Raw genomic sequence first — 20,191 nt, forward strand, 5'->3', positions numbered from 1 at the left:
AAGGCCACAACGGTCAGGTGAGTGGGAAGTAATATGTATGGCGTCAGGGACTGATCTGCTGCGTATCGAGAACCTCGACGTCTCGTTCTCGCTTTATGGGGATAAGCTGAATGTCGTCAAGAATGCCGGCCTGAGGGTGCTTCCCGGCAAGGTTACGGCATTGGTCGGCGAATCCGGCTCAGGAAAGTCGATTATCAGTCAGTCGATCATGGGCATTCTTCCCGCTGCGGCAAAGGCAACGGGACGTATTCTCTTCACCGATCCGCTCGATGGCCAGACAACGGACCTTCTCCAGCTGCCGCGTGATGGCGTTGAGATGCGCAGGCTGCGCGGCGCACGCATGGCGAAGATCTTTCAGGAGCCGATGACCTCGCTGTCGCCGTTGCACACGGTCGGCAATCAGATCAGTGAGGCGCTCCGCATCCATCGTCCCGGCATCAGCAGGGCGGAGCAGCGCGAAATGACCGAGGAGATGCTGGGCCTCGTCGGCTTTCAGGATCCCTACCATACGTTCAACATGTATCCCTTCGAGCTTTCGGGGGGCATGCGTCAGCGTGCGATGATCGCCATGGCGTTGATTTGCAACCCGGCGCTGCTGATTGCAGACGAGCCGACGACGGCGCTCGACGTCACCATCCAGGCGCAGATCCTCGGCTTGCTGCGTAATTTGCAGCAGAGCTTCAACATGGCGATACTGTTGATCACCCATGATCTTGGCGTCGTTGCCAACATGGCCGATGAGGTCGTTGTCATCTATCACGGCGAGATCATGGAGGCGGGGCCGGTCGATACGATCTTCCGCAAGCCGCAGCATCGCTATCTGAAGGCTCTGATGTCGGCCGTGCCGCATTTCGACATGAAACCGGGCGAGCGGCTGAAGGCTTTGCGCGAGGTTCCCGTCAATCTCGGCACATTCTCCGGCAAGAAGAAGCTCATTGGCAGCAGCCCAAGGACTTCGGGCACGGCGCCCGAAGTCCTGCTCAGCGTGCGCAACCTGACCAAGACCTATACTTCGAAGGCCGGTGGGCTGTTCGGTAAGCGGGATGGCACGAAATTCCGCGCGGTGGATGACGTCAGCTTCGATATTCGCCGCGGCGAATGTCTTGGTCTGGTCGGCGAAAGCGGCTGCGGCAAGACGACGGTGAGCAAGATCCTCATGCGGGCGATCAGGGCCGACAGCGGCTCCGTCAGCTTCGACGACGGCGGCGGCAAGATCGATGTGCTCGCCGTCAAGGGCAGGGAGTTGATGGATCTGCGCACGAAGATACAGATGGTCTTCCAGGATCCTGTCTCGTCGCTCTCGCCGCGCATGACCATCCGCAATATCCTAAGCGAGCCCCTGGAAATCCACGGGCATGGCGACAGCGACGAACGCAAGGAGAAGGTCAAGGCGCTGATGCAGGCGATCGGGCTCGATAAGCACTATCTGAGCCGCTATCCCCACAGCTTTTCCGGCGGCCAGCGCCAGCGCATCGGCATTGCCCGTGCCTTGGCTCTCGGGCCGAAGCTTCTGATCCTCGATGAACCCGTCTCGGCGCTCGACGTCTCGGTCCAGGCGCAGATCCTCAATCTTCTCAAGGATCTGCAGAAGGAGCTCGGCCTGACCTATCTGTTTATCTCGCATAACCTTGCCGTGGTCGATTACATGGCCGATCGGATTGCCGTCATGGCGCGGGGCCGCATCGTCGAAATCGCACCGCGTGAGATCATCCTGCGCGAACCCGTCCATCCCTACACGCGCTCGCTGCTCGCCGCCGTGCCGTTCCCCGATCTCGACCGGCCGCTGGATTTCTCGGCGCTGAACAGCGAGGGTCCGGCAGCCAGGCAGAAATGGGGGCCGCAATTCTCGGAAAGTGCGGATGCGGATCTCGCCTATGCCGATTTGGGCGGCGGTCATTTTGTTCGCGCCCGCCGGGGTGTCGATGCCCAGGAGTTGCGCAAATGGTAACTCGCAGAACTTTTCTTGGCCTGCTGGCCTCCACGGTGCTTCCTGCGCCTCTTGCCGCAGCCGATGTCGACAACGAGCCCGAATATCTCGCCGATTGGCTGAGAGCCGGCCAGTTGCCGCATCTCGCCAAGCGCCTGCCGAAATTCCCGCGCGTCGTCAACGTCGCCGGCATGGGGCGTGCGCCAGGCCACTATGGTGGCTCGGTGCGCACCATCATCGGCAGCCAGAACGATATCCGTTTCATGACGATCTACGGCTATGCCCGTCTCGTCGGCTACGATCGCAACCTGACGCTGCAGCCGGATATTCTGGAGTCTTTTTCCTCCGTCAATGACATGGTTTTCACCTTCAAGTTGCGCGAAGGGCATAAATGGTCGGACGGGCATCCCTTCACCGCCAATGACTTCCGCTACTGGTGGGAAGATGTCATCCTCAACAAAGAGTTGACACCCGGCGGCGGGGCCCTGGAGCTGCGACCGCACGGCAGCCTGCCGCGTTTTGAGATGCTCGACGAATTGACGGTGCGCTATTCCTGGGATGATCCCAATCCGGGTTTTCTGTCGATTCTTGCCGCCCCGCAGCCGCTGGTCATCGCCGGCCCGGCGCATTATCTCAAGCAGTTCCACAAGAAATACCAGGACAGCATTCGCCTTGCTTCGCTGATGCAGGAAAACCGGGCGAAGAAGTGGCAGGACCTTCATATCAAAATGGGCCGCTCGTACCGGCCTGAAAATCCCAATCTGCCGGTACTTGACCCCTGGAAAAACACGACTGCACCGCCGGCCGAGCAGTTCATATTCGAACGCAACCCTTATTTTCATCGCGTCGACGAGAACGGGCGGCAGCTGCCCTACATCGACCGCCTGATCCTGAACATCAGCTCGTCGTCGATCATCGCCGCCAAGACCGGTGCGGGAGAGAGCGATCTTCAGGCAACCGGCATAGACTTCAGCGACTATACCTTCCTGAAGGAGGCGGAGAAGCGCTATCCGGTCAAGGTCAATCTGTGGAAATCGGTGCGCGGCTCGCGCGTCGCGCTGTTTCCAAATCTGAACAGCGCCGATCCCCTCTGGCGGGATGTCCTGCGCGATGTCAGGGTGCGCAGAGCCATGTCGCTGGCGATCGACCGCCATGAGATTAACATGGCCGTCTTCTACGGCCTTGGCACGGAGAGCGCGAACACCGTCCTGCCGGACAGCCCGCTCTTCAAGCCGGAATATGCGTCGGCCTGGATCGCGCACGATCCGGATCAGGCCAATGCTCTCCTTGATGCAGCCGGTCTCGCCAAGCGCGACGAGGACGGCATCCGCCTATTGCCGGATGGGCGTCGGATGGAGATCACCGTGGAAACGCCGGGTGAAAGCACGCTTGATTCCGACGTCCTGGAACTGGTGACCGATCACTGGCGCAAGGTCGGCATTGCGCTTTTCACACGAGTCTCGCAACGCGATGTTTTTCAAAGCCGCGCCATGGGCGGGCGCATTCAGATGTCGTTGTGGTACGGCCTCGACAATGGTGCGCCGACGGCGGACATGAATCCGGCGGAGCTGGCACCGACGACCAACGACCAGATGCAATGGCCGCTCTGGGGCATGTATTACCTCTCGCGCGAGACGAAAGGGGTTGCGCCGGACGTTCCGGAAGCGGCCAAACTCGTCAAGCTGCTTCATGAGTGGGAGGCGGCCGCCTCCTCCTTCGAGCGTGCCGAGACCTGGCACAACATGCTGGAGATCTATACGGACCAGGTTTTTTCCATCGGGCTCGTCAATGGCACGCTGCAGCCGATCGTTCACTCGTCGCGCATGCAGAACGTGCCTGATAAGGCGCTCTATGGCTTCGCTCCGACCTGCTATCTCGGGGTCTACATGCCAGACACCTTCTGGATGAAGGAGGATCGTCCCAATGCTTAGATATATCTTCTGGCGCATTGCGGTGATGATCCCGACGCTGATCGTCATCTCCATGCTGGTCTTCACCATCATCCAGCTCCCGCCTGGCGATTTCTTCGAAAGCCAGATCGCCGAGCTGCGCGCTCAGGGCGAGACCGCGGACCTTCAGAAGATTGAGGAGCTTCGCCACGAATATGGGCTCGACCGTCCGCTTCCGGTTCAATATCTCCGCTGGGTCGCCGGCATGCTGCAGGGCGATTACGGCTACTCTTTTGAATATCAGTTGCCGGTATCGGATGTGGTCGGCGACCGCCTGTGGCTGACCATTCTGGTGTCGATGACAACAATCCTCGTGACGTGGCTCATCGCCTTCCCGATCGGCATCTATTCGGCCACGCATCAATATAGCTGGGGCGATTACGGCCTCACCTTTCTCGGATTGCTTGGCATCGCCATCCCGAACTTCATGCTGGCGCTGATCCTGATGTATTTCGCCAATGTCTGGTTCGGCGTGTCGGTCGGCCATCTGATGGATCAAAAATACCTGTCGCAGCCGATGAGCTGGGAAAAGGCGCGTTCGATCTTGGCGCATCTGTGGATCCCCGTCATCATCGTCGGCACGGCGGGGACGGCGGGTATGATCCGCCGCCTTCGCGCCAACCTGCTCGATGAAATGCCGAAGCAATATGTCATCACCGCGCACGCCAAGGGCCTGCATCCGCTGAGGGCGCTGGTCAAATATCCGTTGCGCATGGCGTTGAACTTCTTCGTCGCCGATATTGGTTCCATCCTGCCGTCGATCATTTCCGGCGCCGAAATCACCGCCATTGTGCTGTCGCTTGAGACGACCGGGCCGATGCTGATCCGTGCCTTGCAGAGCCAGGACATGTATCTTGCCGGCTCGTTCCTGATGTTCCTGGCCTTCCTCAACGTTATCGGCGTGTTGATTTCCGATATCGCTCTCGGCTTTCTCGATCCCCGCATCCGCTTGCAAGGCAGGAGCACAAAGTGACCGCACCCCTGCCAAGCCCTGGCGCCCCACTGGAGCATTATGTCTCGAGCGCGGATTTCGATCCGGATCAGTTCGAGGCCATGTCCGCTGGCCAGCAACGCTACTACATGGCCTCTCAAAAGAAGCTGATGTGGTGGAAGTTCAAGAAACACAAGCTCGCGCTCGCATCCGGCATCTTCCTGGCGCTGATGTATGGGATGATCCTGATCGTGGAGTTCGTGGCGCCCTACGGGCTGCACAGCCGCAACGTCGACTATATTCATTCGCCACCGCAGGCGATTCACTTCTTCGACAAGGGCAACTTCGTCGGGCCGTTTGTCTATGGCCGCAAGATGACACTCGATATCGACACGCTGCGCAGGAGCTATACCGACAACACATCGGACGTGCAGCCCATCCGCTTCCTCTGTCGCGGCGATGCCTATCGCTTCTGGGGGCTGGTGGATTCAAACGTCCATCTGGTTTGCCCGGCCGTCGGCGGCCAGATGTATCTGCTGGGAACGGACCGGCTCGGCAGGGACGTGCTATCGCGGATCATTTATGGCGCGCGCATTTCTTTGACGATCGGGCTGATCGGCATTGCCATCAGCTTCGTGCTCGGGATCGTCATCGGCGGTCTTGCGGGATATCACGGCGGCTTGTTCGACCTGCTTGTTCAGCGCGTGATCGAAATCCTTCAATCGATACCAAGCTTGCCGCTATGGATGGCGCTAGCCGCGATCATGCCGGTAAGCTGGAGCCCGATCATCGTGTATTTCGGCATTACCATCATTCTCGGCATTCTGGACTGGACGGGTCTTGCGCGTGCCGTTCGCTCCAAGCTTTTATCGTTGCGCGAGGAAGACTATGTGCTTGCCGCCCAGCTGATGGGCGCACCGACAAGGCGCATCATCGGCCGTCATCTTGTGCCGGGCTTTATGTCGTATCTGATCGCTGCGGCGACGACCGCGGTTCCTCGCATGATTCTCGGCGAGACGGCGCTGAGTTTCCTCGGATTAGGCCTGCGCCCGCCGATCACGAGCTGGGGTATTCTGCTGACCGAGGCCAAGGACGTCAGTGTGATCGCCTTCTATCCGTGGCTTCTTTTCCCGATGATCCCGGTGATTTTGGTCATTCTGGCGTTCAACTTTTTAGGAGACGGCTTGCGCGATGCCGCCGATCCCTACAAATAGCAGGGTGAATGGCGAAGACAGGATTGCAATTCGAGGAGCGGACGCGGATGTCGTTTGCCGACATCCGCGTACATGACTTTCATCCCCCAGAGGTTTTGCCCATGAAGCGGCGCTTAGAAGATGCTCGAATCCTCATGTATAGCCACGACACGTTCGGTCTCGGCCATCTCAGACGATGCCGTACGATCGCACATTCTCTCGTGGAGGATTATCGCGGGCTGAACGTATTGATCATTTCCGGCGCGACGATCGCCGGTGCCTTCGACTATCGGTCGCGCGTCGATTTCGTCAAGGTGCCGAGCGTCATCAAGCTGCGGGACGGCGAATATACCTCGATGGCAAGCCATGTCGCTCTTCAGGAAACGCTGAAGATGCGGCAATCGATCATTCGCCACACCGCAGAAACATTTCAGCCCGACGTCTTCATTGTCGACAAGGAGCCGATGGGGCTCAAGGGCGAAATCGAAGAGACGCTGACCTATCTCAAGGCGCGGGGCACGACACTTGTTCTCGGCATGCGCGACGTCATGGATGCACCGCACCTTTTGGATGCGGAATGGAAGAAGAACAACGTCCTGCACAAGATCGACCAATTCTACGATCGCGTCTGGGTCTACGGTCCGCCGGATTTTCATGATCCGCTCGTCGGTCTCGACGTTCCCATGGGCGTACGCCGGAAGATGGAGTTCGTCGGCTTCCTGCAGCGCAGTGTTTCCACCCTCGGCACGAAGTCGGAACATGTGCCGGATGAGGATTATATCCTGGTCACGACGGGCGGCGGCGGCGATGGCGCGGACCTGGTCAGCGATGTCCTCGGCGCCTTCGAGCACGACGAAACCCTGACGCACAAGACGCTGATCGTCCTCGGCCCCTATATGCCGGCTAAGGAGCGAAGCCAGCTCTTGGAACGCGCAAGCAGGATTGCCTGTCTGCAGGTGATCGAGTTCGACAACAAGATGGAAGAGCTGATCGCCGGCGCAAAGGCCGTCGTTGCCATGGGCGGCTACAATACCTATTGCGAGATCCTCTCCTTCGACAAGCCGGCGCTGATCATTCCACGCACCCGGCCGCGCGAGGAGCAGCTGATCCGAGCGCAGCGGGCAAGCGAGCTCGGTCTCGTGGATATGCTGCTGCCCGAGGAATCCGCGGATCCGAAGCAGCTTGCCGCGGCCTTGAAGCGGCTGCCCAACCGTGCACCGCCATCGGCGAGCAGCAGCAGTATGCGCCTTGAAGGGCTGGTGCATATTTCGCGCACCGTCGGCGAGTGGTTCGATGATCGCGAGCGCTATACGCCGCTGTCGATCGTTGCCGAGTAGATCGTCGGGACTCGTCGATGCGAAAGAAAATACTGGTAGTCCTCAAGGGCTATCCCCGCCTGTCGGAAACCTTCATCGCGCAGGAACTTCTCGGCCTGGAAAAGGCCGGGTTCGACCTGACGCTGATTTCGATGCGAAAGCCGACGGACAAGAAGCGCCATCCCGTGCATGACGAGATCAAGGCGCGCGTGGTCTATCTGCCGGAGTATCTGCACAACGAACCCTTAAGGGTCCTGCGCGCCTTCTTTGCTAGCCTCGGCAAGCCGGGATTCAAGCGGCTGCTGAAGCAGTTCTGGGCGGATCTCAAGCGGGATATCACGCCGAACCGCGTGCGCCGCTTCGGTCAGGCATTGGTGCTGGCGCATGAATGGCCTGACGGGGGCGGATGGCTGCATGCGCATTTCATCCACACGCCAGCTTCCGTGACTGCCTATGCCAGCATCATGACCGGCATTCCTTGGACCTGCTCGGCGCATGCCAAGGATATCTGGACCTCGCCGAACTGGGAGCTTTCGGAAAAGCTTGGTCGGGCCCGTTGGACGGTGACCTGCACACGCAATGGCTTCGAGCACATGCGTGATCTGATCAAAGTGGATGATAAGGTCTATCTGAGCTATCACGGCTTGGATCTCGACCGCTTCGGACCTTTTGCCGGCGAACATTCCAACCGCGACGGCACCGAGACGTCCGATCCCGCCTTCGTCCTCAGCGTTGGGCGCGCGGTGGAGAAGAAGGGGTATGACGTGTTGCTGAAGGCGCTGGCACTGTTGCCGGGCGATCTCAGCTGGCGTTTCACCCATATCGGTGGCGGCGACGGCCTGTCTAAATTGAAGGTACTGGCCGAGACGCTCGGTATTGCCGATCGCATCACCTGGAAGGGAGCGTTGGCACAGGAGGAGGTGCTGGCGCATTACCGCCAGGCGGATATTTTCGCGCTCGCCTGCCGCGTGGCCGCCGATGGCGATCGCGACGGTCTGCCGAATGTGCTTGTCGAGGCGTCCAGCCAGCGCCTTGTCTGCATCTCAACCAATGTCTCGGGCGTTCCGGAACTGCTCGATGACGGCGAAAACGGCCTCGTGGTTCCCACGGAAGATCCCCAGGCGCTTGCGGCGGCGCTGGAGCTTGCGATCCGCAATCCGGCGCTGCGCCACCGGCTCGGTGATGCGGCTGAGCGGCGGGTGCGCGAGCATTTCGACCATCATGCCAGCATTCGGCAATTGACACGGCTGTTCGAAGAGCAGTGGCAAAAGGAAGATCAATGGCGGAAATCCGCATGACAGCCACGCATGCCAGCCCCTTGCGCATATTCTTCTACGTCCAGCATCTGCTCGGCATCGGCCATCTGGCCAGGGCCAGCCGCATTGCCAGCGCCATGGCGAAGGACGGCTGCCAGGTGACGGTCGTCACAGGCGGTATTCCGGTGAATGGCTTTCCCGGCAGCGACGTGACCTCCGTCACGCTGCCGCCGGTAGTCGCCAGCAGCGCCGGCTTTTCCGGGCTTGCCGATCAGTCCGGCAACCCGGTCGATGAGGCGTTTCTGGCACGCCGTTGCGAGCTTCTGCTCGAAGCGTTTCGGCGGGCCGAGCCGGATGTCGTCATCATCGAAGCCTTCCCCTTCGGACGGCGGCAGATGCGCTTCGAGCTGCTGCCCTTGCTCGATGCCATCGCCAAGGCCGATCGCAAACCGCGGCTCTACACATCGGTACGGGATATTCTACAGCAGCAGAAGAAGCCGGGGCGCGACGAGGAGACAGTAGGGCTGCTTCGCGATCATTTCGACGGCGTTCTCGTTCACGGTGATCCTCATTTCATTCGGCTGGAAGAAACCTTTCCTCTGACCGCATCCATCGCCGACAAGATCGCCTACACTGGGCTTGTTGCGCCGGCGCTCCCCCCGGAGCCCGCCGAGAGCTTCGATATGGTCGTGTCGGCTGGCGGTGGTGCCGTCGGGCGCGACCTCATCCGCGCATCGCTCGAGGCCGCAAGCCGTGTGGCGATCGACCGCCGCTGGCTGTTGGTGACCGGACCGAACTTGCCGGAACAGGATTTTGCCGATCTGGCCGCCGACGCGCCCGAAAATGTCGAGCTCGTCCGCTTCCGCAAGGATTTCCCGTCCTTGCTGAGAGGGGCGGAGCTGTCGATTTCCCAGGCGGGCTACAATACGGTCGGCGACCTCCTCGTTGCCGGCTGCCGCGCCATTTTGGTGCCGTTCACGGCCGGCGGCGAAACAGAACAATCGGTTCGGTCCGAGCGACTGGAAAAGCTGGGTCTGGCACTCGCTTTGCCGGAAGCGGGACTGACGACGGATTTGCTCGTCACGGCGGTCGAGACGGCGCTGTCACGGCCCAAGCCGAATAGCCCCGACATCGATCTTAGCGGAGCGGCAAGGACCTCGGCCATTGTTCGCGGCGCCGCGTGACGGACAAGGCGGGACGCCGATCGTGATGACCCGTCGATTTATGCTCCTGGATTCCTGCAATCTTGTGATATAAATCAAGAAATCGATGAATCGGGAGGAGCGTGGACGAAGGACCGGGCGGAGTCCCTTTTCACAATGGGGCCACGTATCCACAACAAACTCACCCTGTATTTCTGCAACAACGGTGCCGGCATCCGGTCGGCGCTGGGCGTTTGAATCTGAAAGCCTGCAATAAGCGATGGAAAAAAGCCTAGCGCGATATATTTGGTCGAATACCCGGCTGGAGCAGGTTTGGATCCTGCTGGTCGTTGCGGCTTCGATGATCCCTTACTTCCTGTCCTTCGACCTGCCGAAGCAGATCGTCAACGGGCCGATCCAGGGTAAGGGTTTCGAGCATCCCGGCGACACACAGACGTTCATGCACATCGCCTTCGACGTGCCGTTGATCGGCCATATCGTGTTGTTTCACGGCATACAGCTTACCCGTATGTGGATGCTGGTCGCGCTGAGCCTGGTGTTCCTGGCGCTCGTCGTCCTCAATGGCCTCTTCAAGCTCTATATCAACACCTATAAGGGCCGGCTCGGCGAGCGCATGCTGCGTCGTATCCGTTTCGAGTTGATCGATCGGGTATTGCGGTTCCCACCGGCGCTTTTCAAGCGGGTGAAGCCCGCTGAGATTGCCACCATGATCAAGGATGAGGTGGAGCCGATGGGCGGCTTCACGGGCGATGCCTTCGTGCAGCCGGCGCTCCTGGGCGGTCAGGCGGTCACCGCTCTCATCTTCATCATCATGCAGAATTTCTGGCTGGGCATGATCGCCGCTGGCATCGTCGCCGTGCAGGCGATCGTCATTCCCCGCATGCGCAAGCGGTTGCTGGAGCTCGGCCGCCAGCGGCAGCTGACGGCACGCGAGCTTTCCGGCCGCGTCGGCGAGATTGTCGATGGTATCGGCACCATCCATGCCAACGACACGACGAACCTGGAGCGCGCCGACATCGCCCACCGCCTCGGGCTGATCTTCTCGATCCGCTACGATCTCTATCAGTGGAAGTTCCTGGTAAAATTCATCAATAACTTCCTCGCACAGGTCACACCCTTCCTGTTCTATCTGGTCGGTGGCTTCCTCGCCTTGCAGGGGCGTTTGGACATCGGTCAGCTCGTCGCCGTCATCAATGCCTACAAGGACTTGCCAGGCCCCCTCAAGGAGCTGATCGACTGGGACCAGTCGCGCCAGGACGTTCAGGTCAAGTACAATCAGGTGGTCGAGCAGTTCAGTGTCGACCAGCTGATCGATCCGAAAATTCAGGTCGTTTCGCACGCACCCGCAGGCCGCATCACCCATTCCCTGGTTGCGACCAACGTGACTGTCGTCGATGACAGCGGCGCCCGCGTGCTCGATCACATCTCGGTCGAGATCCGTCCCGGAGAAAGGGTCGCGGTCGTTGGCGACAGTGGCGCCGGTGGCGAATATCTGGCCGAAGCATTCGGCAGGCTGGTCTGGCCCGATAGCGGTCGCGTCTCGATTGACGGGCGTGACCTATTGGAATTGCCGGAGTCTCTGACCGGAAGGCGCATCGCCTACGCATCCTCCGAAACCTTCTTCTTCCACGGCACGTTGCGCAGCAATCTTCTCTATGGCCTCAAGCATGCTCCGCTCATTCCTCCCGTCTATGACGAGGAGGAGGCCACTAAGGCCAAGTGGCGCATGAACGAGGCACGGCGCGCGGCCAATCCCGAGCTGGAGCTCAACAGCGATTGGGTCGATTATGCTGCGGCAGGCGCGACTGGTCCGGACGATATCTATTCGGCTATCCGCCCGGTTCTGGATGCCGTTGCCATGTCGCAGGACATTTTCGACATGGCGTTGCGCTCGAATGTTGATACGGCGACACATCAGGATCTGACGTCGCGCATCGTCGAACTGCGTCAGGCATTGCGGCTAAGGCTGCAGGAGGAGAAGCTCGAGGATCTCGTCGTTCCCTTCCAGTTCGATGCCTATAATCCGCAAGCGACCGTTGGTGAAAACCTGCTGTTCGGCACGCTGAAGCGGCCGCAGATGACCAATCGCAAGCTTGCAGCGCATCCGTATTTTCGGCAATTGTTCGCAGAAACGGGGTTGATTTCCGACCTCTACGATATGGGTCTGGAGATAGCAGAAAACGCCGTCGAACTCTTCACGGATCTTCCGCCGGACCATCCCTTCTTCCAGCAGCTGACCTTTATGACGGCGGAGGATATTCCGACCTATGAGGCGCTGCTGCAGAAGCTGAACGGCAAGGGCTATGAGGCGGCGACCGACGACGAACGCTCCGCGATCATCCGTCTAAGTTTCTCCTACATCGAGCCTCGCCACCGTTTCGGTCTTCTGACGCAGATGCTCATGGAGAAGATCGTCGAGGCGCGCGCGAAGTTCTATGAGAACATTCCGGCGGATCTTGCCAGCGTCATCGAGCGCTATGATCCGGAACGCTTCACCGCTTCCGCGACCCTGATGGACAATGTGCTGTTCGGTCGCATCGCGCATCAGCAGGCGAATGCCCCCGAGCAGATTCACCAAATCATGTATGATGTGTTCGGGCGTCTCGGCATGCACGATGGCGTTCTGTCGATCGGCCTGGATTTCGATGTCGGTTCGGGTGGCAAGCGCCTGACGAATGTGCAGCGTCAGAAGCTCAATCTTGGACGCGCGCTGTTGAAACGGGCGGATTACATCATCTGCAATCGTCCTCTGCCGGCGCTCGACCATCGCATTCAGGACCAGATTGCGAGAGCCATCCTCGGTGATCTCGACAATGGAGGCCATGCGCCGGCGATCATCTGGGTCCTGTCCAATCCGAGTTTTGCGGAGCTGTTCGACCGTGTGCTGGTCTTCGATCACGGCAGCCTTGTCGAAAGCGGATCGACCACCGATCTTTTAGAGAAAAACGGTATGTTCAAAGAACTGTTATCGTAATATTCTATCTGCACAGTGGCGTCTGGGGCCGAACACTGGGGGTTTGAAGCTCATGCTTCTGAAAGATGAAGTCGAAATGCTGAAGCGGGTGCCGATTTTTTCGCGCATCGCACCTGCGAAGTTGAAACTTTTGGCGTTTACGTCAGATCGCGTTAGCTACAATGCTGGCCAGATCCTGTTTCATCAGGGCGATCAAGGCGACGCGGCCTATGTTGTTCTTTCAGGAACTGCTGATATTCTCGTCGATAGCCCAGCCGGCGAGATCAAAGTTGCCGAAGTCGACCTCAACTCCATCGTCGGCGAAATTGCCATCCTCTGCGACGTCTCCCGTACCGCGACCGTGAAGGCCACCTCGAAGCTGGAGGCATTGAAGATCAGCAAGGAGCATTTCCTGAAGCTGCTCAGCGATTTCCCGGAAATGGCCGTCGAGATCATGCGCGTTCTTGCCGATCGTCTGAACCATACGACCTCCGAACTCACCGCCGTTCGCAGCCGTTTGAGCCAACCGCAGCCAATGTCCACGCATTGAGGCGGGACGATCCCCCTCGTTCGGCTAAAATTCCTTGCGAAGAGCGCTGCGTAATCCAACCCAGATCGGACTACGCTTATCCTTCGCCTGCTAGTAGGCGATAAAGAAGGTCGAGATCAGAAGCGTGATCCCGACCCAGCCGATGAGAAGCAGGCGCCAGGTCGCCTTCATCCTTCCCCGAACGAAAGCCTTTCTCGCTGCCTTATCAGTCTTGAAAGCCGGATTGCTCGCGGCTTGGACATTCGTTGCGACGATGCGACGCCATCCGCCGCCGATCCCGATAATTGCGAGGATGAGGCATGCGATGCGAACAATATCGATCATTCCGAACTCGCTGAAAAAGACCATTGCCAAGCGTCGGCCGTCTGGCTTTTCAAATCAATCCACGCCGTGCCAGATTGCGCATCAGGTGAGAGACGCCAAAGGTCCATGGCGGGCATTCTGTCGATAGAAGCACACGGTTCCGCAAGGCGCCCAACCTATCGTTGGAGATGGTGACGATGTCGCCAACCTTGTGGGTGAAGCCTTGCCCGGGAGTGTCACGATCTTCGACGGGTGCAAAAAGTGTTCCCATGAACAGCACAACGCCGTCGGGATATTGGTGATGGCGGCCGATGGTCTGCGAGACGAGATCAAGGGGATCGCGGCTGATTTCCTTCATCGACGAGCGGCCGTGCAATACATAGCCGTCCTCGCCCTCGACCTTCAGGTCGAGATCGGCATTGCGCACATCATCGAGCGTATAGGTTTCGTCGAAGAGGCGGATGAATGGCCCGATAGAGCAGGAGGCGTTGTTGTCTTTTGCCTTGCCGAGCAGCAGTGCGGACCGTCCTTCGACATCGCGCAGATTGACGTCGTTGCCGAGCGTTGCGCCTTTGACCCGGCCCTGGCTGTCGACGGCAAGGACGATTTCCGGTTCCGGATTGTTCCACTTGGAGATCGGATGCAGGCCAACGTCCGCGCCCAGCCCGACCGAGGACATCACCTGCGATTTGGAAAAGACCTCAGCATCGGGACCGATGCCGACTTCGAGATATTGCGACCAGACACCTTCCTCGATCAGCGCGGCCTTGACCTTGGCGGCTTCAGGCGAGCCGGCCTTGAGGTTGCGCAAGCTGTCGCCGATCAGCGCGGTCACCTTGCCGCGGATCGCTTCGGCAAGATCCGGATTGCCGGCTGCGCGCTCCTCGATGACGCGTTCGAGCATCGAGCGAGCGAAGGTGACGCCGCAGGCTTTGATCGCCTGCAGGTCGACTGGAGCGAGAAGATGAATGGTCGCACGATCGGCCTTTGCTGCGAGCAAGTCGTCAAGCTTTGCGACCGCTTCGCCCTGCTGCGCGCGGACGAAAGCGACCGCATCGTCTTTCTCCAGAAGGTCGCGCGCAGTCGGCGCCTCTTTCGAGGTGATGTCGTAAACGGTGCCATCCTGGACTGTGACGAGAGCAGGGCCTTCGACATCGGGGCGCCAGATACGTCCAATAAATGTACCGGTACTGAAAATGTCTGAATTGGCCATGTCTTCGATCTCCCCAAAACTCCGACCCGTTTCTAGCGCAGTCGGTCCGGCTTTGCCATCCGGCGTCTGTCGGTAATTCAGCGTGTTGCGGACATTTGTTTTCTGCCGGTGGGCCAAAGACATAAGGCCTCGCGGCAGCGCCGCGAGGCCCCTTGGGCCGCAAGCCGGGAGAGAGTAGCTTTAGGCGGCCTGAACCTTGCGATTGCCACGCGCCCATTCCGGCAGCCAATCGCCATGAGCGACCAGCAGCTCGTCGACCAGCGACCAGATCTGGTCGAGATCGAGTTCGGCGGCCGTGTGCGGATCCATCATCGCTGCGTGGTAGATGTGCTCGCGATTTTCAGTCATCAGGGCTTTCACCGTCAGTTCCTGCACGTTGATGTTCGTGCGGATAAGGGCGGTCAACTGCGGCGGCAGATCGCCGACATAGGTCGGCTGGATGCCGGAGGCATCGACTAGGCAAGCGACTTCCGCGGCGCAATTGTACGGCAGCGAGGTGATGCAGCCATTGTTACGGACGTTGCCATAGATGACGGAAGGTTCGCCGGTCCAGACCGAATTGATGATCGAGGAGGCATATTCCTTCGATTGCTTGACTTCGATCTTCTCGGCGGTGCGATATTCCTCGGCCTGGTTCTTCCAGCGCGCCACCTGCTCGATGCAGCGCTTCGGATATTCGTCGAGCGGAATGCCGAATTTCTCGATCAGGTCCTCGCGGCCTTCCTTGATGAAGTAGGGCGTGTATTCGGCGAAATGTTCGGAGCTTTCGGTGACGAAATAGCCGAGGCGGGTCAGCATCTCGTAGCGTACCTTGTTCGGGCAGCGCGGATTCCAGCCGGGCTTCGGCGCACGTCCTTCGCGATAGGCGCGGACGAGATCCGGGTAGAGATTGCGATAGGAACCATCCGGCTGGCGATGCTCGAATTCGAGATAGAAGGCCATGTGGTTGATGCCGGCCGAACGATAGCGGATCTCGTCATAGGGAATGTCGAGATCGTGCGCCAGTTCCATGGCAGTGCCCTGCACGGAATGGCAAAGGCCGACCTGCTTGATCGTCGGGTACTTCTCGCCGATCGCCCAGGTGTTGATCGCCATCGGGTTCACATATTGCAGCATGATTGCGTTCGGGCAGACGGCGAGCATGTCTTCGCAGATCTTCCACAGATGCGGAACCGTGCGCAGGCCGCGCATGATGCCACCGACGCCGAGCGTGTCGGCGATCGTCTGACGCAGGCCATATTTCTTCGGCACTTCGAAATCGGTCACCGTGCAGGGCTCATAGCCGCCGATCTGGAAGGCGACGACGACGAAATTAGCGCCGTCCAGCGCCTTGCGCTGATCGGTAAAGATCTCGACCGTGGCCGGAGCGCCGAGCGTCGAAGCCAGCTTGCGGGCGACGATCGCGCTTTCTTCCAGCCGCTGCGGATTGATGTCCATCAGAGCGATTTTTGCGCCTGCGAGCGCCGGGCGCTGCAAGACGTCGCCGATGATGTTCTTCATGAAGACAGTCGAACCGGCGCCGATGAAAGTGATCTTGGGAGTGCTTGTCATTTCAAAATCTCCTGGATGCTATGAAGCTACCTCGAACGCCGCTCTAACGAGGCGTTCGGTGTAAGCGGTCTTGGGATGGGACAGAACCTCGTCGACCGGCCCTTCCTCCATGATCTTGCCGTGCTGCATGACGATCACGCGATGGCAAAGGGCGCGGACGACCTTGAGGTCGTGCGAGATGAAAAGGTAGCTCAAGCCCCGCTCGTCCTGCAGCTTGCGCAGGAGGTCGATGATCTGGGCTTGAACGGAGAGATCGAGCGCGGAGGTCGGCTCGTCGAGCAGGATGAATTCCGGTTCGAGCGCGATGGCACGGGCAATCGCGATACGCTGGCGCTGTCCGCCGGAAAACTCATGCGGGAAGCGCGAGAGAATGTTGGCCGGCATGCCGGCGCTGACGAGCGCGTCCTTGACGCGGTCCAGCCGCTCGGCCCTGTTGGCGCCGATATTGTTGACCACCAGCCCCTCGGAAATGATCTGGCCGATGGTCATGCGCGGATTGAGCGACGAGAACGGATCCTGGAAGACGACCTGCATACGGGACCGCAAAGGCCGCATCTCGGCGCGAGATCTGCCATGGATTGCCTGCCCGTCGAAGAAAATCTCGCCGCTATCGGCATCGATCAAGCGCAGAAGTGCCTGGCCGAAGGTCGTCTTGCCGGAGCCGGATTCGCCAACCAGCCCGAGCGTTTCATGACGGCGAAGTTCCAGGTTCAGACCGTTGACGGCGACGAGCTCGCGCATGTCGGGTTTGAAGAAGCTGCCATGCCGCATCATGAAGGCGACCTTGACGGACTTGCCTTCGAGAACGGTATCACAGTTCGGCGGCAGTGGTTTTGCCCGGCCGCGCGGCTCCGACGACAGGAGATGCTTCGTATAGGGGTGCTGCGGATGAGCAAACAAGGCTTCCGTCGTATTGTGCTCGCGCATTTCTCCGTGCTGCATCACGTAGACATAATCGGAAAACTGGCGCACCACGGTCAGGTCGTGGGTGATCAGGATCACCGCCATGCCGAGCTGCTTTTGCAGGTCGCGGATGAGGTTCAGGATCTGCGCCTGCACGGTCACGTCGAGCGCCGTCGTCGGCTCGTCGGCGATCAGCACGTCCGGATCGTTGGCAAGCGCCATGGCGATCATCACACGCTGGCGCTGGCCGCCAGAGAGCTGATGCGGATATTGCTTCAGCCTTGCTTCCGGATCGGGAATCTGAACCTGCTTCAATAGATCGAGCGCCCGCTTTTCGGCGTCCCGGCGGCTAACCTTGCGATGAACACGGATCGCCTCGACGATCTGGCTGCCGATCGTATAGATCGGGTTGAGCGAACTCATCGGCTCCTGGAAGATCATCGAGATGCGGTCGCCGCGCAGTTGCCGGCGGGCGCGCTCCGAGAATTTCAGGACATTCTTGCCGTCATAATGAACGACAGACTTGTCAGAAACCACGGCGCGTTTGGTCAGCAGCCCCATCACGGTGCGGGCCGTTACCGATTTTCCGGAACCGGACTCGCCGACGATGGCAATGGTCTCACCGCGATAGAGCTGGAAGGAGATATCCTTGACGGCATCGACCACGCCGTCCTCGACCTTGAACTTGACGGCGATGTTGCGGGCATCGATAACAGGCGCGACGGCCCTTTCGCCGGCGTCGAAGCGAATGTCGGGAGCGAAGGGATTGACGAGTGCGAGAGCCATATCCGTTCTCCTTTCAATAAGGGTCGATCGCGTCGCGCAGTCCGTCGCCGAGCGCATTGAAGGCGAAGACGGTGACGAGAACGAAGGCGACGGGCGAGAGAATCCAGGGGTAGGAGCCGATGACCGAATAGGTCGACGTATCCTGCAGCATCAGACCCCAGGAGATCAGCGGCGGTTTGACGGCAAAACCCAGGAAACCCAGGAAGGATTCAAGCAGAACCACGCTCGGGATCGCAAGCGTCACGGCGACGATGACGTGGCTCATGACGTTCGGGAATATGTGCTGCAGGATGATACGCCGGTCGGTGGCCCCGATCGCCATCGCTGCTCGCACGTAGTCGATCCTTGCCAATGCCAGCGTCTTGCCGCGAACCTCGCGTGACATCTGTGCCCAGCCGAGTGCAGACATGACGATGATGACGAAGGCAAGGAAGACATTGGTCGGCGCTGTCACGGGGATCAGCGAAGTCAAGGCCAGATAAAGCGGCACTTGCGGGAAGGCGAGAACGACCTCGACAAAGCGCTGGATCCAGGTATCGAGGACACCCCCGAAGTAGCCTGAGATCATGCCGATCGTGGTGCCGACGATGGTCACGATGGCAACGACCGTCAGGGCGATCATCAGCGAGATACGCGAGCCGTAGATGGCGCGCGACAACACGTCTCGGCCGAACTTGTCCGTGCCGAGGAAATGAACCGGGCCGCCGTCAGTCGCACCGAAGAGATGCCGATTACCGGGGATCAGGCCGAACATGTAATAGGGGTCGCCTTTGACGAAGAGGCCGAGCAGGCGCGGGTGATCGTAATCCGGCCCGACGATCGGTTGGAAGGTGACCGGGTCGAGATCGGTGGTCTCGACGAGCGCGTAGACTCTAGGCAGGAAGACGAGATTGCCGTCCTTGTCGTGAAAGCTGATGACCTGCGGCGGCGCGAAGCCGGTGTCGGTCGCCTTGGGATCAAGCGGCGCGACGAATTCGGCAAAGACCGCCATAAGCAGAAGCAGGATGACGAGGACAAGGCCGCTCATACCCGTCCAGGAACGCTTCAGGCGTCGCCAGACCAGTGCGACGTAGCTTTCGCTGCCGCCTTTGTGCTTGATCTTTTCTTCCGGTGGGGGCGGGGAGTTGCTGAAGGCGAGCATTAGTGGATCCCTCCCTGTTGACGCACGCGCGGATCGAGCAGCGCAAGCAACATGTCGGCGATGATGTTGCCGATGATGAGGGTTGCCGAAAGCACCATCATGAAGGTTGCCGTGACATAGACGTCGCCGACGGCCATGGAGCCGACGATAGCCGGCCCGACTGTGGGCAGCGAGAAGATGATTGCGGTCTCGATTTCACCGGTCAGCATGTAGGGAAGCACGACGCCCTGATACATGATCAGCGGATGCAGCGCATTCGGCACGGCATGGCGCATGACGACCGCGCCGCCGGAAAGACCTTTCGCCCGTGCAGTCTCCACATATTGGGCATTCAGCGTATCGAGAAGATTGCCGCGCATGACGCGCATATTGTAGGCAAGGCCGCCGAAGGTGGCGATCGCAACGACCGGCCAGACATGCTTGACCAGATCGACGAACTTGGCCCATGACCAGGGGGCGCCACCATATTGCGGCGAGAAGAAGCTGCCTATCTCCGAGACATTAAGCTGGAAGACGAGGATATAGACGATGATCAGCGCCATCAGGAAGCGCGGCACGGTCATGCCGAGGAAGGATATGCCGGCAAGCAGATTGTCGATCCAGCTATATTGCCGTGTTGCCGCCCAAATGCCGAAACCGATGCCGAGGATGGAGGCCAGGATGTGGCACACCAGCGCCAAGGCCAGGGTTCGAGGCAGACGCTCGCCGACGACATCGGCGACAGGCTTGTTATAGACCATGCTATATCCGAAATCACCTCTGGTGACGATGCCGCCGACCCAGTTGAAATACTGGACGATCATCGGCTTATCGAGACCATGTTCGCGGCGGTAGGCCTGCGCCTGAGCATCTGCCTGTTCGAAGGACGCGCCGCCCTGGTTCATCAATTGCGAGCGGATGTAATCGGCATAGTCGCCCGGCGGTGCCTGAATGATAGCGAACGTCACCACGCTCAGGATGAAGAGCACTGGAATGGCGGAGGCTATGCGAACGAGCAGGAATCGTAACATCGGACGGTTCGCTTCTCTTGATGCTGTCAGCAGTCTCATTCCATCA

At 59.6% G+C, this 20,191-nt stretch carries 15 protein-coding genes; 9 read left to right on the forward strand and 6 right to left on the reverse strand.

What is annotated here, in order from left to right; all coding sequences use genetic code 11:
• Positions 1-37: 37 nt before the first annotated feature.
• From GA0061102_RS07165 to GA0061102_RS07205, 9 genes are all read left to right on the forward strand, one after another.
• Positions 38-1,948, forward strand: a complete 1,911-nt coding sequence (locus GA0061102_RS07165) for an ABC transporter ATP-binding protein (RefSeq protein ID WP_092845382.1) — start codon at positions 38-40, stop codon at positions 1,946-1,948.
• Positions 1,942-3,858: an ABC transporter substrate-binding protein gene (locus tag GA0061102_RS07170; RefSeq protein ID WP_092845384.1), complete on the forward strand. Its 1,917-nt coding sequence runs from the start codon at positions 1,942-1,944 to the stop codon at positions 3,856-3,858. Before GA0061102_RS07165 ends, GA0061102_RS07170 begins: the two co-directional genes overlap by 7 nt.
• The gene (locus GA0061102_RS07175) at positions 3,851-4,849 is read left to right on the forward strand and encodes an ABC transporter permease (RefSeq protein WP_092845386.1); all 999 of its coding nucleotides are present in this window, start codon (positions 3,851-3,853) and stop codon (positions 4,847-4,849) included. The genes GA0061102_RS07170 and GA0061102_RS07175 overlap by 8 nt, the downstream gene beginning before the upstream one ends.
• Positions 4,846-6,021 (forward strand): ABC transporter permease, encoded by a 1,176-nt coding sequence (locus tag GA0061102_RS07180; RefSeq protein WP_092845388.1) that lies wholly within the window; start codon positions 4,846-4,848, stop codon positions 6,019-6,021. The genes GA0061102_RS07175 and GA0061102_RS07180 overlap by 4 nt, the downstream gene beginning before the upstream one ends.
• A 101-nt stretch (positions 6,022-6,122) precedes the next feature.
• Positions 6,123-7,337, forward strand: a complete 1,215-nt coding sequence (locus tag GA0061102_RS07185) for a glycosyltransferase family protein (protein ID WP_092845648.1) — start codon at positions 6,123-6,125, stop codon at positions 7,335-7,337.
• Positions 7,338-7,354: 17 nt separating this feature from the next.
• Positions 7,355-8,614, forward strand: a complete 1,260-nt coding sequence (locus GA0061102_RS07190) for a glycosyltransferase family 4 protein (protein ID WP_092845390.1) — start codon at positions 7,355-7,357, stop codon at positions 8,612-8,614.
• Positions 8,611-9,756 (forward strand): glycosyltransferase family protein, encoded by a 1,146-nt coding sequence (locus GA0061102_RS07195; protein WP_092845650.1) that lies wholly within the window; start codon positions 8,611-8,613, stop codon positions 9,754-9,756. Before GA0061102_RS07190 ends, GA0061102_RS07195 begins: the two co-directional genes overlap by 4 nt.
• 238 nt (positions 9,757-9,994) lie before the next feature.
• Positions 9,995-12,709: an ABC transporter ATP-binding protein gene (locus GA0061102_RS07200; RefSeq protein WP_092845392.1), complete on the forward strand. Its 2,715-nt coding sequence runs from the start codon at positions 9,995-9,997 to the stop codon at positions 12,707-12,709.
• 52 nt (positions 12,710-12,761) lie between these two features.
• The gene (locus GA0061102_RS07205) at positions 12,762-13,238 is read left to right on the forward strand and encodes a cyclic nucleotide-binding domain-containing protein (RefSeq protein WP_004124544.1); all 477 of its coding nucleotides are present in this window, start codon (positions 12,762-12,764) and stop codon (positions 13,236-13,238) included.
• Between the two features lie 90 nt (positions 13,239-13,328).
• Here GA0061102_RS07205 and GA0061102_RS07210 read toward each other — a convergent pair whose 3' ends face one another.
• The 6 genes from GA0061102_RS07210 to GA0061102_RS07235 all read right to left on the reverse strand — a co-directional run bounded on the left by GA0061102_RS07210 (position 13,329) and on the right by GA0061102_RS07235 (position 20,145).
• Positions 13,329-13,562, reverse strand: a complete 234-nt coding sequence (locus GA0061102_RS07210) for a hypothetical protein (protein WP_139115038.1) — start codon at positions 13,560-13,562, stop codon at positions 13,329-13,331.
• Between the two features lie 49 nt (positions 13,563-13,611).
• Positions 13,612-14,754 (reverse strand): fumarylacetoacetate hydrolase family protein, encoded by a 1,143-nt coding sequence (locus GA0061102_RS07215; protein ID WP_092845396.1) that lies wholly within the window; start codon positions 14,752-14,754, stop codon positions 13,612-13,614.
• Positions 14,755-14,934: 180 nt separating this feature from the next.
• Positions 14,935-16,305, reverse strand: coding sequence for an alpha-glucosidase/alpha-galactosidase (gene melA / locus GA0061102_RS07220; protein WP_092845398.1), 1,371 nt, complete (start codon positions 16,303-16,305; stop codon positions 14,935-14,937).
• An 18-nt stretch (positions 16,306-16,323) separates the two neighbouring features.
• Positions 16,324-17,994 (reverse strand): ABC transporter ATP-binding protein, encoded by a 1,671-nt coding sequence (locus GA0061102_RS07225; RefSeq protein WP_092845400.1) that lies wholly within the window; start codon positions 17,992-17,994, stop codon positions 16,324-16,326.
• A gap of 13 nt (positions 17,995-18,007) precedes the next feature.
• On the reverse strand, positions 18,008-19,135 hold the full coding sequence (locus GA0061102_RS07230) for an ABC transporter permease (RefSeq protein WP_092845402.1): 1,128 nt from the start codon (positions 19,133-19,135) through the stop codon (positions 18,008-18,010).
• Positions 19,135-20,145 carry an ABC transporter permease gene (locus GA0061102_RS07235; RefSeq protein WP_092845404.1) on the reverse strand — a complete coding sequence of 337 codons (1,011 nt, stop codon included), beginning with the start codon at positions 20,143-20,145 and terminating at the stop codon, positions 19,135-19,137. The genes GA0061102_RS07230 and GA0061102_RS07235 overlap by 1 nt, the downstream gene beginning before the upstream one ends.
• Positions 20,146-20,191: the final 46 nt, after the last annotated feature.

The sequence above is a fragment of the Martinezella miluonensis genome (assembly GCF_900094545.1).
Taxonomy (GTDB): domain Bacteria; phylum Pseudomonadota; class Alphaproteobacteria; order Rhizobiales; family Rhizobiaceae; genus Rhizobium; species Rhizobium miluonense.

Excerpts from the sequence above, each read along its gene's own strand:
- GA0061102_RS07165 (WP_092845382.1), top strand. The coding sequence starts at position 38 with ATGGCGTCAGGGACTGATCTGCTGCGTATCGAGAACCTCGACGTCTCG.
- GA0061102_RS07170 (WP_092845384.1), top strand. The coding sequence starts at position 1,942 with ATGGTAACTCGCAGAACTTTTCTTGGCCTGCTGGCCTCCACGGTGCTT.
- GA0061102_RS07175 (WP_092845386.1), top strand. The coding sequence starts at position 3,851 with ATGCTTAGATATATCTTCTGGCGCATTGCGGTGATGATCCCGACGCTG.
- GA0061102_RS07185 (WP_092845648.1), top strand. The coding sequence starts at position 6,123 with ATGAAGCGGCGCTTAGAAGATGCTCGAATCCTCATGTATAGCCACGAC.
- GA0061102_RS07190 (WP_092845390.1), top strand. The coding sequence starts at position 7,355 with ATGCGAAAGAAAATACTGGTAGTCCTCAAGGGCTATCCCCGCCTGTCG.
- GA0061102_RS07195 (WP_092845650.1), top strand. The coding sequence starts at position 8,611 with ATGACAGCCACGCATGCCAGCCCCTTGCGCATATTCTTCTACGTCCAG.
- GA0061102_RS07200 (WP_092845392.1), top strand. The coding sequence starts at position 9,995 with ATGGAAAAAAGCCTAGCGCGATATATTTGGTCGAATACCCGGCTGGAG.
- GA0061102_RS07205 (WP_004124544.1), top strand. The coding sequence starts at position 12,762 with ATGCTTCTGAAAGATGAAGTCGAAATGCTGAAGCGGGTGCCGATTTTT.
- GA0061102_RS07210 (WP_139115038.1), bottom strand. The coding sequence starts at position 13,562 with ATGATCGATATTGTTCGCATCGCATGCCTCATCCTCGCAATTATCGGG.
- GA0061102_RS07215 (WP_092845396.1), bottom strand. The coding sequence starts at position 14,754 with ATGGCCAATTCAGACATTTTCAGTACCGGTACATTTATTGGACGTATC.
- melA (WP_092845398.1), bottom strand. The coding sequence starts at position 16,305 with ATGACAAGCACTCCCAAGATCACTTTCATCGGCGCCGGTTCGACTGTC.
- GA0061102_RS07225 (WP_092845400.1), bottom strand. The coding sequence starts at position 17,994 with ATGGCTCTCGCACTCGTCAATCCCTTCGCTCCCGACATTCGCTTCGAC.
- GA0061102_RS07230 (WP_092845402.1), bottom strand. The coding sequence starts at position 19,135 with ATGCTCGCCTTCAGCAACTCCCCGCCCCCACCGGAAGAAAAGATCAAG.
- GA0061102_RS07235 (WP_092845404.1), bottom strand. The coding sequence starts at position 20,145 with ATGTTACGATTCCTGCTCGTTCGCATAGCCTCCGCCATTCCAGTGCTC.